The organism is Actinomycetospora sp. NBRC 106375, from assembly GCF_030269665.1.
GTDB lineage: Bacteria > Actinomycetota > Actinomycetes > Mycobacteriales > Pseudonocardiaceae > Actinomycetospora.
This window is the reverse complement of the sequence record NZ_BSTS01000019.1, coordinates 95,500-111,740: the sequence shown is the minus strand read 5'-3', so window position 1 is coordinate 111,740 and position 16,241 is coordinate 95,500. Positions and strand designations below refer to the sequence as shown.

At 74.8% G+C, this 16,241-nt stretch carries 14 protein-coding genes; 7 read left to right on the top strand and 7 right to left on the bottom strand.

Features of this window, described 5'->3' with window-relative positions; translation table 11 throughout:
- Entirely contained in the window at positions 1 to 855 is an 855-nt protein-coding gene (locus tag QSK03_RS26385) for a CBS domain-containing protein (RefSeq protein WP_285658302.1), read from the bottom strand.
- A 193-nt stretch (positions 856 to 1,048) separates the two neighbouring features.
- Here QSK03_RS26385 and QSK03_RS26380 point away from each other — a divergent pair, with 193 nt between their 5' ends.
- Genes QSK03_RS26380 through QSK03_RS26370 form a run of 3 tightly spaced genes read left to right on the top strand, consistent with a single transcriptional unit; the run spans position 1,049 to position 4,003 of the window.
- On the top strand, positions 1,049 to 1,615 hold the full coding sequence (locus tag QSK03_RS26380) for a nucleoside deaminase (protein ID WP_285658301.1): 567 nt from the start codon (positions 1,049 to 1,051) through the stop codon (positions 1,613 to 1,615).
- Positions 1,616 to 1,643: 28 nt separating this feature from the next.
- Positions 1,644 to 2,618 carry a putative antibiotic biosynthesis monooxygenase gene (locus QSK03_RS26375; RefSeq protein ID WP_285658300.1) on the top strand — a complete coding sequence of 325 codons (975 nt, stop codon included), beginning with the start codon at positions 1,644 to 1,646 and terminating at the stop codon, positions 2,616 to 2,618.
- Entirely contained in the window at positions 2,615 to 4,003 is a 1,389-nt protein-coding gene (locus tag QSK03_RS26370; RefSeq protein WP_285658299.1) for an FAD-binding oxidoreductase, read from the top strand. The genes QSK03_RS26375 and QSK03_RS26370 overlap by 4 nt, the downstream gene beginning before the upstream one ends.
- On the opposite strand, the gene QSK03_RS26365 is transcribed toward QSK03_RS26370, so the two are convergent.
- The 6 genes from QSK03_RS26365 to QSK03_RS26340 all read right to left on the bottom strand — a co-directional run bounded on the left by QSK03_RS26365 (position 4,000) and on the right by QSK03_RS26340 (position 12,932).
- Complete coding sequence (locus QSK03_RS26365) at positions 4,000 to 5,190, bottom strand: MFS transporter (protein ID WP_285658298.1); 1,191 nt, start codon at positions 5,188 to 5,190, stop codon at positions 4,000 to 4,002. The two genes, QSK03_RS26370 and QSK03_RS26365, sit on opposite strands and share 4 nt — an antisense overlap.
- Positions 5,191 to 5,282: 92 nt before the next feature.
- Positions 5,283 to 7,406, bottom strand: a complete 2,124-nt coding sequence (locus QSK03_RS26360) for an HNH endonuclease signature motif containing protein (protein WP_285658296.1) — start codon at positions 7,404 to 7,406, stop codon at positions 5,283 to 5,285.
- A 470-nt stretch (positions 7,407 to 7,876) separates the two neighbouring features.
- Positions 7,877 to 9,067, bottom strand: coding sequence for an acyl-CoA dehydrogenase family protein (locus tag QSK03_RS26355; RefSeq protein ID WP_285658295.1), 1,191 nt, complete (start codon positions 9,065 to 9,067; stop codon positions 7,877 to 7,879).
- On the bottom strand, positions 9,064 to 10,107 hold the full coding sequence (locus QSK03_RS26350; protein ID WP_285658294.1) for an acyl-CoA dehydrogenase family protein: 1,044 nt from the start codon (positions 10,105 to 10,107) through the stop codon (positions 9,064 to 9,066). The genes QSK03_RS26355 and QSK03_RS26350 overlap by 4 nt, the downstream gene beginning before the upstream one ends.
- A 2-nt stretch (positions 10,108 to 10,109) precedes the next feature.
- Positions 10,110 to 11,270, bottom strand: a complete 1,161-nt coding sequence (locus QSK03_RS26345; RefSeq protein WP_285658293.1) for an acetyl-CoA C-acetyltransferase — start codon at positions 11,268 to 11,270, stop codon at positions 10,110 to 10,112.
- A 33-nt stretch (positions 11,271 to 11,303) separates the two neighbouring features.
- Positions 11,304 to 12,932: a class I adenylate-forming enzyme family protein gene (locus QSK03_RS26340; RefSeq protein ID WP_285658292.1), complete on the bottom strand. Its 1,629-nt coding sequence runs from the start codon at positions 12,930 to 12,932 to the stop codon at positions 11,304 to 11,306.
- Between the two features lie 155 nt (positions 12,933 to 13,087).
- On the opposite strand from QSK03_RS26340, the gene QSK03_RS26335 reads away from it, so the two are divergent.
- Genes QSK03_RS26335 through QSK03_RS26320 form a run of 4 tightly spaced genes read left to right on the top strand, consistent with a single transcriptional unit; the run spans position 13,088 to position 16,225 of the window.
- A complete protein-coding gene (locus tag QSK03_RS26335; protein WP_285658290.1) occupies positions 13,088 to 13,540 on the top strand; it encodes a MaoC family dehydratase in 453 nt (150 codons plus the stop codon).
- Positions 13,541 to 13,554: 14 nt separating this feature from the next.
- A complete protein-coding gene (locus QSK03_RS26330) occupies positions 13,555 to 14,418 on the top strand; it encodes an SDR family NAD(P)-dependent oxidoreductase (protein WP_285658289.1) in 864 nt (287 codons plus the stop codon).
- The gene (locus QSK03_RS26325) at positions 14,415 to 15,467 is read left to right on the top strand and encodes an MBL fold metallo-hydrolase (RefSeq protein WP_285658287.1); all 1,053 of its coding nucleotides are present in this window, start codon (positions 14,415 to 14,417) and stop codon (positions 15,465 to 15,467) included. The genes QSK03_RS26330 and QSK03_RS26325 overlap by 4 nt, the downstream gene beginning before the upstream one ends.
- A complete protein-coding gene (locus tag QSK03_RS26320) occupies positions 15,464 to 16,225 on the top strand; it encodes an alpha/beta fold hydrolase (RefSeq protein ID WP_285658285.1) in 762 nt (253 codons plus the stop codon). Before QSK03_RS26325 ends, QSK03_RS26320 begins: the two co-directional genes overlap by 4 nt.
- Positions 16,226 to 16,241 lie beyond the last annotated feature (16 nt).

The window sequence follows — 16,241 nt, the reverse complement described above, 5'->3', positions numbered from 1 at the left end:
CTACTCGGTCGGGACCGCCGCCGTCGCGCGCAGCACGTCGCCCCGGCTGACGATGCCGGCGAGGCGGTCGTCGGCGTCGACGACGGGCAGCGTCCGCAGGCGGTTGTTCACCATCGTGTGCGCGAGGTCGTGCACCGGGCACGTGGCACGCACGCAGACGACGTCGGTCGTCATCGCGGCGCCGACGGTGCTCGGCGGCGGGGTGCGTCGCCCCGAGAGCGTGTCGGGCACGAGGTCGGCCTCGCTGAGGATGCCGCGCACGCGGCGGTCCGCGTCGAGCACCGGCATCGCGCTGAAGCGGTGCGCGCGCATCAGGGCGGCCGCCTCGGCCACGGGCATGTCCTCGGTGAGGTCGTAGACGTCCACCGACGGGGTCATGATGTCGGCCGCCGTCGCGCCGGCACGGACCTCGCCGTCCCAGAACTTCGGCGCGGTCCGGGGTCGCTCCTTCGTGCGTGACAGGAGCCGGCCGATCGGTCCGAACGACGGCTCGGGGGTGAGCAGGTCGCCCCGCGACACGACGCCGGCGAGCATCCCGCCCTGGACGATCGGCATCACGCGCAGCTCGCCGTAGTGGCGCAGTCGGTGGGCGATCACGGGCACGGTGGCGTCCGGCGCGAGGGACAGCGGGTCGCGGGTCATGACGTCGCCCACCTCGACGGCGTCCCGGGACGAGCCGTCGGCCCGCAAGAGGTCGTAGGTCGTGACGATGCCGACGAGGCGGTAGCGGTCGTCGACGACGGGGAGCGCGCTGAACCGGTTCTCGGTCAGCAGGTAGCGGGCGCGCTCGATCGTCGTGTCCGGCCGGACCGACACGACGCGGCTGGTCATCACGTCACGCGCCCGCAGCACCATGTGCTCAGTGTGAGACATCACCACGCCGATGTCGCCCGTTCGAGTGGACAGAGATCTCTTGTGTGCACGGTAGGTGACACCTACCGTGCAACGTACGGACGAACGCACTAGTCCGATTGCCCGACTCCACTTTCCTTCCGCCGACGACGCCTGCGTCGTCGCCGCGGCATGCCCCGACACCGGAGGTACCGAGATGACCCACGACGAACTGATGGCCGAGGCGTGCCGACTCGCGAAGGAGTCGGTGGAGAACGGGTGGGGCGGTCCGTTCGGCGCCGTGATCGCGAAGGACGGCGAGATCGTCGCGCGCGGCCAGAACCGGGTGCTGCTCACCGGCGACGTGACCGCCCACGCCGAGATCGAGACCCTGCGCAAGGCGGCGGCGGTGCTCAACCCCGAGGCCCCGTCCATCGCCGCGAGCCACCGCAACACCTCGACCCTGACGCTCGTGCCGCGTCCCGAGGGCTCGGCCGACGTCGTGCCCGAGCGCGCCCGGATGTTCATGGGCCACGAGATCTACATCAGCGGCGCCCCGTGCCCGATGTGCATGAGCGCCATCTACTGGGCCCGCCTCGACGCGGTGTACTTCGCGAACGACCTCGACGCCACGAAGGCGATCGGCTTCGACGACGCGTTCCAGTACGAGGACTTCACCCGCCCCCTGCACGCGCGGCGCATCAAGGTCGAGCAGTTCCGCCCCGACCTGGGCGCCGAGGCCTACGCGGCGTGGTCGGAGAAGGCCGACCGCCACCCCTACTGATCGCGCCGTCCCGGACGCAGGTGCCCTGATGCGCGAGACGCAGGCGGCGACCCAGGCCGGCCCGGCCACCGTGGTGGTCGGGCAGCGGATGAAGGCCGGCCGCGACGAGCAGTACCGCCGGTGGCAGGACGGCCTCACCGCGGCGGCGGCGACGTTCCCCGGCTACCTCGGGACCGAGGAGACCCCGGCCGACCGGCAGGGCGACGCCACCGTCGTCTACCGCTTCGACGGTGTCGAGCACCTGCGCCGGTGGCTGGACAGCCCGGAGCGCCGGCGGCTCGTCGAGCAGGGCGCGGACCTGCTCGACGAGCTCCCGAGCCAGCAGGTGCTGGTGGGGGAGGGCGAGGGGTCGCGGCCTGCGACGGTGGTCGTCTCCCACCCCGTCGCCGCGCGGGACGAGGCCGCGTTCCTCGACTGGCAGCACCGGATGACCGTCGCCGAGAGCCGGTCTCCCGGGTTCCTCGGGTCGGAGCTGTTCCGCCCGGTGCCGGGCGTGCAGGACGAGTGGACGGCGGTCTACCGGTTCGCCACGGCGGACGACCTCGAGCTCTGGCTCGCGTCCGACGCCCGCCGCGACCTGCTCGCCGAGGGCGAGCGGTTCCGGGACTTCAAGCTCCGCACGATCTCGGGCGCCTTCGGCAGCTGGTTCCCGGTGGGTGACGGCGACGGGGTGACCGCGGGCCCGCCGTCGTGGAAGCAGGCCCTCTCGGTGCTCGTCGGGCTCTACCCGACGGTCGTGCTGCTGACCGTGGGCCTCGGCGCACTGTGGCCGTCGGCGCCGCTGTGGGCGGGCCTGCTCGTGGGCAACGTCGCGTCGGTCGCGCTGCTGACCTGGGTGGTGATGCCCGGGGTGACGCGAGCGCTGGGCTGGTGGCTGACCCCGCGGCCCGAGGCCGACCGGCCCCGCACCGATGTGCGCGGGCTGGTCGTCTCGGTGGCCTTCCTCGCGGTGGCCGCCGTGGTCTTCTGGCTCGTCACCGTCGAGATTTGGAGTCTGCCGTGAGCGCGGTCGGCGACCTGCGGGCCGCCCTGGGCCCGCAGGTGCACGAGCGGGGGTCGGCCGGCTACCGCGACCGGCTCGGACGGGTCTTCTTCCCCGCGGCGTCACGGCGGCACCCGTCGTGCGTCGTCACGCCCCGCACCGTCGACGACGTGGCCACCGCGATGAAGGTGGCGACGGCCACCGGCGCCCGGGTCACGGTCCGCGGGGGCGGGCTGAGCTCGAACTGCGTCGCCGACGACGCCGTCGTGCTCGACCTCTCGGCCTGTCTGGCCGGCGTCCGCCCGGACGCCGACCGGGTCGTCGTGGAGGGCGGGGCGACGATGGGGACGATGCTCGAGGCCCTCGCGCCGGCCGGCCGTGTCGTGCCGGTCGGGATCGTCGGCCACGCCGGTCTCGGACTCGCCACACTGGGCGGCGTCGGGTACCTGACACGGTCGCTCGGCCTCACGCTCGACCATCTCGTCGAGGTCGAGCTGGTGCTCCCGTCCGGCGACGTCATGTCGCTGTCGGACCGGAGTGTGGGGGAGGAGTCCGACCTGTGGTGGGCCGTGCGGGGAGGCGCGCCGTCCGTCGGCGTCGTCACCTCGGCGGTCCTGCGGACCCACGAGCTCGGCGCGATGTGGGTGGACCGTGCGGTGGTCGGGATCGATGCGCTCGCGACCTACTTCCGTGTCGCCCCGGAGCTACCGCGGGACACCACGATGGGTGCGGTTCTCGGGTGGTCGCCGCTCGCGCCCGACGCACCGGTGCTGTTCGTGTACACCGCGTGCGCGAGCGGGCAGGAGGCCGCCATCGCGCGGGCCCGCGCGGCGGCGTCCGCGGTCGCCGGCTCCGCCCCGCTCTACCGGTCGGAGACGAGCGGGCGGTACCTGGCGGGCCTGCCCGAGTTCGCGATCCCGGGCGACGGGGGCGCCGAGCCGGACCCCGTCCGCCTGCCCCGGGCCGGCGACGGACCGCGAGGGTCGTTCTTCGGCAAGTCCGTCTTCACCGGCCCGACGCTCGACGCCGCGGTCGCCGGGACCCTCGCCGAGCGGATCCGGGCGGCACCCACCCGAGCCTGCCGGATCGACTTCCAGCACACCGGCGGTGCCCTGGCCGATGTCGACGACACCGCCACCGCGTTCCGCGGCCGCTCCGGCGAGTGGAACGTCCCGCTCAATGCGATCTGGACCGAATCTGCCGACGACGACGCCTGCCGGGGATGGGCCAGGGAGACGGTGCGCGCGCTCGCGGACCACACGCTGGGCGTCTACGGCGTCGAGGTGCGTCCCGGTCCCGACGCGGAGGAGGAGATCGCGGCCGCGTACGGCGACAACCTGCCGCGACTCCGCGCGCTGCAGCAGCGCCACGACCCGGACGGGGTGCTCGGGGTGCTGCGGCTCTAACCGGCCCGCATCCGCAGCACCGACCCGGTGGCGCCGGTTCCCACCATGAGGGCGACGAGCCCGCAGAGCACCGTCGCCACGGGGGCCAGGCCCCAGACCTCGACCGCGACCCCGGCGAGCAGGCTGGAGACCGCGGCCGCGAAGTAGCAGAACAGGTAGATCGCGGCGAGGGTGCCGGCGTGCGTGCCCTCCGGGCTCCGCTCCAGCAGGACCCGCATGGCGCCGGCGAAGGCGACGCCGAAGCCCGCGCCCGCGACGACCGCGGCGGCGATGTAGGCGGCGAAACTGCCCACGGTGATCGCCGCGACGTAGCCGGCGATCCCGAGGACGAGCACGGTCGCGCCGCCGGCGAGGGCCCGCACGGGGCGCAAGCGGTTGGCGCCGAGCCCGGCCACGGGCCCGGCGAGGTGGTAGACGGCGACCGCGAGGGCGCCGCTGAACAGGTCGTGGCGACCCAGCACCGACACCGCCATCGACGGGGCCAGCGCCTGGGTGAAGCCGCCGAGCACGTACGTCGCGGCGACGAGCAGGCACACCGCGGGGAACACGGCGCGGGCCGTCGGCGGGACCCGGACCACCGGGCGCAGCGAGCGGAGGGCGCCGGGCGTGCGCGTGACGGTCTCCGGCAGGAACGCGACGGCCGCGGCTGCGGCGGTCAGGACGCCGGCCGTGACGAGGAACGACAGGACCGGCGCACGGTCCGGCGCGAGCTGCACCGCGACCCCCGAGGTGAGGGCGCCGATCGCGATGCCGCCCGGCGGCGCCCCGCTGGTGATCGCGCCGGGCAGGCCCGGACGCGACGGGGGCGCCAGGTCGACCACGAAGGCGCCGAGCGCACTGAGGGCGAGCCCGATCGAGAGCCCCTGGATCGCCCGCCCGATGATCAGGGGAGCGGCCGAGTCCACGGTCGCGAGCACGAGGCAGCCGGCTGCGCCGACGAGCAGCGCGGGCACGGACACCCACCGCCGGCCGAGGTGGTCGGAGAGGCTGCCGCAGCACAGCAGGGCAGCCAGCAGCGGGAGGATGTAGACGGCGAAGGCGCCGGTCAGCCCCACCGTCGAGACGCCGTCGGCCTGCTGGTAGACGACGTAGAGCGGCGCCGGGACCCCGGCCGCGGCGCAGACGGCGACGAGCGAGACGGACGCCGTGGTGAAGGTCGCGCCGGACGGTCGTCGGGCCCTGAGCACAGGCCTCAGGCCGTCCCGTCGAGCGTCACGAGGCTCCAGTCTAGGCCGCCACACCGCGTCGGATGTGACGCTGCAGCAATGATCAGAACTGATCAGAACGGCGGCGGGTCGTCGGCCGGGTGCGTGACGGCGCCGGCCGGGATCGGCGGGGTGGTCGCCGCGACCGTAGGCCGGTGGCGTCGGTCGAACGGGTCGCCCTCGTCGGGGTCCCACATCGGATCGTCCGGCAGCGGGCGCGGCCGAGCGGTGGGGCGAGGCTCGGGCAGCGGGTCGATGATGCGTTTCGGCCTGGTCGTGTGGTGGACGCCGGCGCGCGTGCGGATCGCGAAGTGTCCGGGCCGCGGCTGGCGCACCTGCCAGCCGGCGCGGTGCTTGGCGCGGTGGTGGTGCTTGTCCCAGACGCCGAGGTTCCACGACGCGGTCGGGCCGCCGAGCGCACGGTCCAGGGTGTGGTCGAGCTCGGCCTTGTGGGCGGGCTGTCGGCAGCAGGGCGCGACGCAGTGCCGATCGCGGACCTGGAGCCAGCGCGCGACCTCGGCGCGGGGCCGGCGGCGGGCGAGATCGGCGGCCGATTCGGGCGGCGGCGACCCTGGTGCTCGGTCGCCGAGGTCACGGAGCCGCTGCTGGAGCTCGGTGAGCAGCGGGCCCCAGTCGCCGTGATCATCGGGGTTCAGGGCAGCCAGTACCATCGTCGGGACCTGGAGCTCGACGATCGTGGTGCGAGGCTGTGCCCCTGTCCCCCGGTGCCGAGCATCATCACGGCTCCCGGGGCCGGGTGGTCGGCGCGGTCGTCGTCGGGCCAGCAACAGGTGCTCGAGGCGGCCGTCGTCGTCGGTGAGCACGACGCGCCACTCGCCGTCGTGGTGTCGCAGGACCAGCGTCCGTGCGTCGTGGGCCAGCACCGTGCCGTAACCAGGGACGCAGCCGGGGAACCGGTCGAGCCCGAGGGCGGTGGTGAGCCGCAGCCGGACCTCGCAGGTCCCGGTCCGGATGCCGCCCGGCCCGCGTTCCGGCCCGATCACGGTGGGATCGGGGAGATCAGGGAGGTCAAGGACGCCCTGCCCGCGGGCACCCTCGAGCGGATCATCGCTCGGGCCATCGGATGTTGCGCCGTGATCGTCCGAGCCGTCACATGGGCTGTCGTCCAAAGGACTGTCGTCACCGGGGCTGTCGTCACCGGGGCTGTCAGCAGCGCCGCCATCGGGGCCGCCGTCCGCGGGTCCGTCATCCGGCCCGGCCGGCCCGTGCGGGCCCTCGTCCGGGCCGTCGTCCGGGCCGTCGTCCGGGCCGTCGTCCGGGCCGTCGTCCGGGTCCTCGTCCGGGTCGTCGTCCGGGTCACCGCTCGGACCGCCGCCGCCCTCGTCCGGATCCGGATCGTCGTCCGGCGCCGGCTGGCCGGCCTGGTGGTACTCGGCGGCGAGGATGAGGGCCACGCGGTGGTCGTCGACACCGGCCATGGAGCCGTCGAGGAGCCGCTCGGCCACCGCGGCGCGCAGGGTGCCGACCGGGATCAGCACGCCCAAGGCGCGAACGGCGGCGGCCAGGGCGTCGACACGATCGCGCATCGCCAGCCCGGACGGGGCCGAGACGTCGCAGACCGCCAGGGTCGCGGTGCCCGTCGGGTTGGACGAGAGCATCACCCGCGCCTGCTTCTGGGCGCGCTTCGCGCGACGCTCGGCCCACTCCGGATCGATGGACGCGGCGCTCTTCTCGATGCGCCGGATCAGCTCGCCCACCGGCATCCCGGGAGCCTCGGCGATCAGTTCCTCGCAGACGGCGCGGGCGTGCTCGTCGGTGAGATCGCGCGTCCATTCGCAGAACCGCGTCGCCTTGGGCTCGTCGAGCCGGCCCTCCCAGAGCGCGTCGCCCACCTCGGGCAGCCGGACCGCGAGGTCGTCGGCCAGGTCGAGCTTGCGATCGGCCATCGTGCGCGACCACCCGAGCACGCCGCAGACCTCGTCGCCCGAGAACTCGTCGGTCGAGGCGAGGCGCACGGTGGTGTCGGCCCGGGCGCGGCCCAGGTGGTGCATCGCGTCGAGGACGCGCGCGGTGCCCCGGCTCTGCTCCCGCGCGCAGGCACGCAGGTAGGCCGCCAGGTCGTCGCCGGTGAGCGCGGCGGGGGAGAGCTCCTCGAGGGCGGCGACCAGCTCCGCCCCGGGGGCGAGAGCGTCCAGCGCGGCCGGGAGGCCGGACCGGACATCGTGGTCAATGCTCACACGAAGACGGTAGAACCGACCCCCGACAACGGCGGCCGTGAGAAGGCCCCGGGGACCGGCTCAACGGATCACAGAATCGTAACGATCGAGCCATGGCGAAAGGCCAGGGCTGATCGCGAATCCGGTCTCGGCGGAGAACGGGGTACGCCTCGCTGATGTCCGTGACAGCGAGGTCGCCGTTCCCACTCGACGACCCCGCATCCTCGCGGGGCCCGACGATGGTGAGGAGACGTTGCGCCTGCGGACGCCGGTGCCGATGGACGGACCCGGCGCTCGGCTCCGAGTCCGGTCAGACCGGGTACGTCGGGCCCCGCGACGCGGGGCAGGAGGCCCGGGAGATCCCTCCCGCCACGCATCGTCGCAGGTCAGGAACGTGCGGTGGCTGCTCCGGTCAGTGGATGTCGCGATCTTCCGGGGTTGCACCAATATTGTTGACGACGCAACGGTCTACGACCTGCCCTCGTGACCCGTCACCCCGACCGGCGCAGGTCCCGGAACGGGACGTCCCTGTCCGCCTGCGGCTCGCGCGGCAGGCCCAGCACGCGCTCGCCGAGGATCGTGCGCTGGATCTGCTCGGTGCCGCCGGCGATCGAGAGCGACGGCGCGTAGAGCTCGCCGTAGGCCCAGAGCCCGCCGTCGGGGTCGTCGGGATCCCAGGCGACGGCCTCCGGGCCCGCGATCTCGAGGGCCAGCGCCGCGACCTGCCGCGCGACGCGCGCCGCGGCGAGCTTGCCGACCGAGGCGAGCGACCCGGGGTCGTTGCCGACCCGGACCTCGGCGGCGATCCGGCGGGCGAACAGGTCCACCTCCTGCTGGGCGACGTAGGCCTCGCCGAGGCGGCGGCGCACCACCGGGTCGTCCGCGCGGCCGTGGCGGCGGGCCAGGGCGACGACGGCGTCGAGCGTGACCGGCGAGCCGATCGGGTTGTCGCTCAGCGCGACCCGCTCGTTGGCCAGCATCAGGGTCGCGGCCCGCCAGCCGCCCCCGACCTCGCCGACGACGTCGTCGGGCCCGAGCCGGACGTCGTCGAGGAAGACCTCGTTGAACTCGGCGTCGCCGGTGGCCTGGCGCAGCGGCCGCACGGTGATCCCGGGCGCGGCCATGTCGGCGACGAACATCGTGAGGCCGCGGTGCTTGGGCACGCCGGGGTCGGTGCGCGCGAGCAGCAGGCCGCGGTCGCTGTGGTGGGCGTACGTGGTCCACACCTTCTGCCCGGTGACGACCCACCCGTCGCCGTCCGGCGTCGCCGCCGTGGACAGCGAGGCCAGGTCGGAGCCCGCGCCGGGCTCCGAGAAGAGCTGGCACCACACCTCGTCGGCGCGCAGCATCGGCGGGAGGTGGCGACGCCGCTGCTCCTCGGTGCCGAGCGCCAGCAGCACGGGCCCGCACATGCCGAACCCGATGGTGAAGAGATCGGCGAAGGTCTCGGAGCCCGCCGCCTCCTCGTCGAACACCCGCCGGAACTCCGGTCCCAGGCCGAGGCCTCCGTAGGCCGCCGGCCACGTGATGCCCGCGAGCCCGGCCCCGTGCAGGGCGCGCTGGTGATCCCGCGCGGCCGCGACGTAGGCGGCGGGGTCGCGCGAGCGGCTCGGGACCGCCTCGGGGTGCTGCCCGTGGGCGGCGAAGAACGCGGCGCAGCGCCGCCGGAAGTCGTCGGTCACGAGGGCACCAGCCCGGCGTGGGTGGCGAGGCGGTCGAGATCGTCCCCGGCGCCGAAGAGCGCGGCGGACGCCCGCGCGCGCCGGAAGTACAGGTGCGCGTCGTGCTCCCAGGTGTAGCCGATGCCGCCGAGCACCCGGATCGCGTCGCTGCTGATCTGCACGAACGCCCGCGAGCACGCGACGCGGGCGCTGCGGGCGGCGGCGTCGACGGCCGCGGGATCGGCCCCGGGCGCGGCGAGCAGGCCCAGGGCGTGCTGCTGTGTCGACCGCGCGAGCTCGAGGGCGACGAGCATGTCGGCCAGCAGGTGCTTGACGGCCTGGAAGGAGCCGATCGGCCGGCCGAACTGCACGCGCTCGCCGGCGTACGCGCTCGCCGTCTCCAGCACGCGGTCGGCCCCGCCGACCTGCTCGCACGCGACGAGCACTGCGGCGACGGCCCCGACGCGCCCGGCCCAGCCGTGCGGCGCCGCGAACGGCCGCGCCGGGGCGCCGGCGAGCGTGATCCGCGCCTGCCCGCGCGTGAGGTCCATCGTCCGCAGCGGTCTGCGGTCGGCGCCGGCGAGGTCGACGACGACGCCCCCGGGAGCGCCGACCAGCACGAGACGGTCGGCCGTCGTCCCGTCCGGGACGTGGTCGACCAGGCCGGTCACGCGGTCGCCGTCGAGGGTCCACCCGGTCCCGAAGGAGACCGTCGCGAGCCGCTCACCCGCCGCGACGACCGGCAGCAGGTCGTCGGCCGCCCCGGCCGTGCTCAGGGCCACGCCGGCGAGCACCGTCGTCAGGTACGGCGACGGCAGGTTCGCCCGCCCGATCTCCTCGAGGACCACGCCGAGCTCCACCGGGCCGTAGCCGGACCCGCCGTGCTCCTCCGGGATCGCGAGGCCCGCCAGCCCCAGCTCGCCGCTCATCCGCTGCCACAGCGCTGCGTCGAACCCGCCGGCGGCGACGGTGCGGCGGACCGCGGCGCTGTCGGCCGCCTTCTCCAGCAGCCCGCGCACCGCCGCCCGCAGGTCGTCGTGCTCCGGGGCGTAGAGCGCCAAGCTCAGCCCAGCCGCTCGATGATCGTGACGTTGGCCTGCCCGCCGCCCTCGCACATCGTCTGCAGGCCGTAGCGCCCGCCGGTGCGCTCGAGCTCGTGCAGCATCGTGGTCATCAGTCGCGCGCCGGTGGCGCCGAGCGGGTGGCCCAGAGCGATCGCGCCGCCGTTGGGGTTGACCTTCGCGTGGTCGGCGCCGGTCTCCGCCATCCAGGCCTGCACGACGCTCGCGAACGCCTCGTTGATCTCGACGGTGTCGATGTCGTCCATCGTCAGGCCGGTCTTCCCGAGCGCGTACGCGGTGGCCGGGATCGGCGCGGTCAGCATCATCACCGGGTCGCCGCCGCGGGCGGAGACGTGGTGGACACGGGCGCGGGGCGTGAGCCCGTGGTCCCGGACCGCCTGCTCCGAGGCGACGAGCAGCGCCGCGGCACCGTCGGAGATCTGGCTCGACACCGCCGCGGTCAGCCGCCCGCCCGGGGTCAGCGCCTTGAGCTCCGCCATCTTCTCGAGCGTGGTGTCCGTCCGGGGACCCTCGTCGGCCTTCGCGTCCGCGATCGGCGCGATCTCGCGGTCGAACCGGCCCTCGGCGACGGCCCGCAGCGCCCGCTGGTGGCTCTCGTGGGCGAAGCGCTCCATGTCCTCGCGGGACAGGCCCCACTTCTCGGCGATCATCTCCGCACCGCGGAACTGCGAGATCTCCTGGGTGCCGTAGCGGGACTCCCAGCCCTCGCTGCCGGTCCAGGGGTCGGTCGCACCGTAGGGCTCGCCCGCCGTGAAGGACGACAGGATCGGGTACTGGCTCATGAGCTGGACGCCGCCCGCGATCACGACGTCGGCGGTGCCCGCCATGACCGCCTGCGCCGCGAAGGTGACGGCCTGCTGCGACGAGCCGCACTGCCGGTCGACGGTGACGCCGGGGACGCTCTCCGGGAGGCCCGCCGCGAGCGCGGCCGTGCGGGCGATGTCGCCGGCCTGCGCGCCAATGGTGTCGAGGCAGCCGTAGACGACGTCCTCGATCGCCTCGGGGTCGATCCCGGTGCGCGTCACCAGCTCGCGGATCGGGTGCGCGCCGAGGTCGGCGGGGTGGATCCCGGCGAGCCCGCCCTTCCGGCGGCCCACCGGGGACCGCACCGCGTCGACGATGTACGCCTCGCCGGCTGTCATGGAGCACCTCCGCGTCGAACTTTCTAATGCAGACTATAAAACAGACCCGACCAGCTCGTCACGCAGGGCGAACTTCTGCACCTTCCCCGACGGGGTGGTCGGCAGGTCGTCGACGAGGAACCAGCGGGCGGGCACCTTGTACGTCGCGAGCCGCTCGCGGGCGAAGGCCTCGAGGTCGTCGCGGACGCCCTCGGCGGCGGGGTCGCGGACGACGACCGCCGCGGCGACGATCTCGCCCCAGTGCTCGTCGGGCAGGCCGAGGACGGCGACGCGGAGCACCTGCGGGTGGGCGGCGAGCGCGATCTCGATCTCGGCCGGGGCGATGTTCTCGCCGCCCCGGATGATGATCTCCTTGAGTCGCCCGGTGACGGTGATCAGCCCGCGGTCGTCCATCGTGCCGAGGTCGCCGGTGTGCAGCCAGCCCTCGGCGTCCACGGTGCTCGCGGTGGCGTCGGCGTCGTCGAAGTACTCGATCATCTGGCTGTACCCGCGGGCGCAGATCTCGCCCTGCTGCCCGATCGGCACCACCTCGCCGCCGACGGGGTCGACGATCTGCGCGGCGGTGTGGGGCAACGGCCGCCCGACCTTCGTCGTGAGGTCCTCGCGGGTGTCGGTGCGCCGGGTCAGTGAGAGCACCGGCGAGAGCTCGGTCTGGCCGAAGAGGTTGTGCACCGAGGCCCCGAACGTCCGCTCGACGGCCTCGATCATCGAGCCGGGCACCGTCGAGGCTCCGACGAGCACGGTCGAGAGCTGCGGAGCGGGCCCGTCCGCGCCCCGGGCCGCCTCGAGCACCGCGCCGAGCACGGTCGCGACGCTGAACAGGACGTCCGCGTCCTCGGCGGCCATGGCCGCGAGGACCTCGCCCGGCGCGAACTTCTCGATGAGCACCTGGGTGCCGCCGAGCCAGGCCGGCCCGAGGGTGGAGATGACGCACGCGGCGGTGTGGAACATCGGCAGCGGGGCGATGCCCACGCTCCGCGCCGGCACCTCGCCGGTGATCATGGTGAGCCGGGCGTTGTTGACCAGCGAGCGGTGCGCGAGCAGGACCGCCTTGGGATGGCCGGTGGTGCCCGAGGTGAACTGGATCATCGCGGGCGACGCCGGATCCACCGTGGCGTCGTCGCCCGGCGTCGCGCGGAGCCGGTCGGGGTCGCCGAGGCTGATGCGGTGGCGCAGCGCGGGCAGGTCGTCGACGACGGACCGGGCGACCGCCGCCATGTCGTAGTCGCGGCTCACGTCGGCGTGGATCAGCACCGAGGCGCGCGAGAGGCGCAGCGCGTAATCCAGCTCGGGGCCGCGCAGCACCGGGTTGAGCGCGACGAGCACCACGCCGGCCAGCGCCGCGCCGTACTCGATGACGGGCCACTCGGCGACGTTCGGGGCCCAGAGCGCGACGTGGTCCCCGGGCGCCGCGACCCGCCGGAGTCCGGCGGCCACCTCGCGCGCCGCGGTGAGCAGCTCCGTGTACGAGGCGCGCAGGGCCGAGCCGTCGTGCCGCACGCCGACCAGGGCGAGCACGTCGGGGTGCTCGCGCGCCCGGTCGCGCACGAGGTCGGCGATCGTCGCCTCGGCGAGGTCGACGGCGTCGTCGGCGTCCCACCGCGACGTCGCGAGCGTGCGGCCGGTCGTCGACGGGGCGATCGGGGGGTGATCGAGGGTCACGGCGAGCCTCCGCGTCGGTGCCCAGTGGTCCGGCCCACTTTTCTATTCGGGAATAGGGGAACGGGGCAAGAGAAACAACGGCGTCACGACTTGACCGGGACGCCGCACGCCTGGTGTCTTAACGCTCGTTAGAAACATCGACGGGAGGTCGGGCCGTGAGGACGTTCGCGTCGGTCGGGGAGATCGTCGCCGCGCAGGGCGAGACGCTCGGGCCCGGCGAGTGGATGACCGTCGACCAGCAGACGATCGACACGTTCGCCGACGCGACGGGCGACCACCAGTGGATCCACGTCGATCCCGAGCGCGCGGCCGCGGGTCCGTTCGGGCGCCCGATCGCGCACGGCCTGCTGACCCTCTCGCTGCTCCCCGTGCTGCTCAGCAGGCTCTACGCCATCGAGAACGTGCGCATGGGGATCAACTACGGCTTCAACAAGGTCCGCTTCCCCGCGCCGGTGCCGGTGGGCGCGCGCCTGCGCGCGACGGCACGGATCGCCGAGGTGACCGAGCTCGAGGGCGCCGTGCAGGTCGTGTTCGCGACCGTGCTGGAGATCGAGGGGTCGGACAAGCCGGCGTGCGTCGTCGAGAGCGTCGGGCGCTTCTTCATCTGAGCAGGGAGACACGCATGGCAGGGGTCGAGGGCCGCGTCGTGGCCGTCACCGGGGCCGGCGGCGGGCTGGGGCGCGCGTACGCGCTCGTGGTCGCCGCGGCGGGCGCGAAGGTCGTCGTCAACGATCTCGGCGGCGCCCGCGACGGCAGCGGGGCGGGCCACGCCGCCGCGGACGCCGTCGTCGCGGAGATTCGCGCGTCCGGTGGCGAGGCGGTGGCGTCGTACGACAGCGTCGCGCAGGAGGCGGGCGGCGCCGCGATCGTGGCGACCGCGCTGGACGCGTTCGGTCGGGTCGACGGCGTCGTCGCGAACGCCGGCATCCTGCGCGACGCCGCCTTCCACAAGATGACCGGGGACGACTGGGCGGCCGTGCAGGAGGTGCACCTCGACGGCGCCTTCCACGTCGTCCGCGCCGCGTGGCCCCACCTCCGCGAGCAGCGCCACGGGCGCGTGGTGGTCGCCGCGTCCACGTCGGGGATCTACGGCAACTTCGGGCAGGCCAACTACGGCGCCGCCAAAGGCGGGCTGATCGGGCTGGTCCGCACTCTCGCGATCGAGGGGCGGAAGTACGGCGTGCTCGCCAACGCGATCGCGCCGATGGCCGCCACCCGCATGACCGCCGACATCGCCCCGCCGGAGGTGCTCGAGAAGCTCTCGCCGGCCCACGTCGCCCCGGTGGTGGGCCACCTGCTCGCCGACGAGTGCACCGACAGCGGCGGGGTGTTCGTCGCTGGCGGGGGACAGGTCCACCAGGTCGCGCAGTTCATGACGAAGGGGGTCACGTTCGCCGACGTGCCCTCGATCGAGCAGGTCGGCGACCGGTGGGCGGAGATCACCGATCTCTCCACCGCCGTCCCCGGCGTGAACCCCGTCGGGTGAACGCGCCGCGATCGGCCCCGACGCTGCCCGACCAGCCCGACGACTGGACGGCGCCGGGTGCGTACCCCGTCGCCGCCGCGGTCTGGCGCATCCCGCTGCCGCTGCCCTCGACCGGCCTGCGGGCGGTGAACGTCTACGCCGCCGAGGGGCCGGACGGGATCGTGCTCGTCGACGCCGGGTGGTCGGATCCCGTCGGCCTCGCCGCCCTGCGCCACGGGCTGGGCGAGATCGGGCGCGCGCTCGACGACGTCGCGCGCGTCGTGGTCACCCACGCCCACCACGACCACTACACGCAGGCCGTCGACCTGCGGGCACGCTGCGGGGCGACGATCGCGCTCGGCCGCGGCGAGCGCCACACCGTCGAGGCCTTCGCCCGCACGCCCGGCGACCCGCCGCAACCGGGGATGCTGCGCCGGGCCGGCGCGCCGCGGCTCGCCGACGAGATGGCCCGCGTGGCCGAGCAGAGCCTCGCGCTCGACACCGCGCCCTGGGGCGCGCCCGACCGGTGGCTCGACCACCGTGAGGAGGTCGCCGTGGGCCCCCGCGCGGTCGAGGTCCTCGCGACGCCAGGCCACACCCGCGGGCACGTGGCCCTGCGCGACCCGGGCGCGGGGGCGCTGTTCGCCGGCGACCACGTCCTGCCGCACATCACGCCCTCGATCGGCTACGAACGGGCGCCCGAGCCCGCGCCGCTGCGCAGCTTCCTCGACTCGCTGCGCCTGGTCGGGGACCTGCCCGAGACCCTCCTGCTGCCGGCGCACGGCCCCGTCACCGTCGGCGTCCGGACCCGCGTCGACGAGCTCCTCGCCCACCACGAGCAGCGCCTCGCCGAGGCCGCCGGGCACGTGCGCGACGGGGCGTCGACCGGGTACGGGGTCGCCGCGCGGATGCGGTGGACACGCCGGGAGAAGCGCCTCGACGAGCTGGAGACCGAGCACGCCGCGCTGGCGGTGCTGGAGATCGTGGCGCACCTGGATCTCCTGGTCGAGCGGGAGGTGCTCGCCGCCGCGGAGGAGGACGGCGTCGTCCGGTACGCGGCGCGCCGGTGAGCGAGCCGCTGGTCCTGCTCCACGGCGCCGCGATGTCGGCGGGGGCGTGGCGCCCGGTGCTCGGCGAGCTCGCGCGGCACCACGACGTCCACGTCCCGACCCTCGCCGGGCACCGCGGTGGTGTGCCGCTGCCCGACGGCACACCGGCGAGCGTCGCCGCCCTCGTCGACGCGGTGGGCGCCGAGATGGACGACGCCGGCCTCGCGACCGCGCACGTCGTCGGCAACTCGCTGGGCGGCTGGGTCGCCCTCGAGCTCGCCCGCCGCGGGCGGGCCCGCTCGGTCGTGGCGCTCTCGCCCGCCGGCGGCTGGGCAGGTCCGCTCGACCTGCGCCGGCTGGTCGGGCTCTTCCGGATCGGCCTCGCGCTCGGGGCGACCGGCGGGGCGCGGCGCGCGGTGCACCGGCGTCGCGGCCGTCGCGCCCTGCTCCGCACGGTGATGGAGCACGGGGAACGGGTCCCCGACGACGACCTCGCGGCGATGATCGACGACCTCGTCGGGTGCGCCGTCATCCGCCCGCTGCTCGCGGGTGCCGCGGCGCACGGGCCACTGGGTCCGTTGACCCCCCTGCCGTGCCCGGTCCGCATCGCCTGGGCCGCGCACGACCACGTCGTGCCGTGGCGCCGTTACGGCCACCCGCTGCGACGGACCGTGCCCGACGCGGAGTTCGTCCGCCTGCCCGGAGTCGGGCACGTGCCGATGTACGACGACCCGGAGCTCGTCGGCCGGACGATCCTCCAGGTGACGGCGCCCGCGTGAGGACGCGCCGACGGCC

What these genes read in the sequence shown, in the direction of transcription:
- QSK03_RS26345 (WP_285658293.1), bottom strand. Translation starts at nt 11,270, where the DNA reads ATGACAGCCGGCGAGGCGTACATCGTCGACGCGGTGCGGTCCCCGGTG.
- QSK03_RS26375 (WP_285658300.1), top strand. Translation starts at nt 1,644, where the DNA reads ATGCGCGAGACGCAGGCGGCGACCCAGGCCGGCCCGGCCACCGTGGTG.
- QSK03_RS26330 (WP_285658289.1), top strand. Translation starts at nt 13,555, where the DNA reads ATGGCAGGGGTCGAGGGCCGCGTCGTGGCCGTCACCGGGGCCGGCGGC.
- QSK03_RS26385 (WP_285658302.1), bottom strand. Translation starts at nt 855, where the DNA reads ATGGTGCTGCGGGCGCGTGACGTGATGACCAGCCGCGTCGTGTCGGTC.
- QSK03_RS26380 (WP_285658301.1), top strand. Translation starts at nt 1,049, where the DNA reads ATGACCCACGACGAACTGATGGCCGAGGCGTGCCGACTCGCGAAGGAG.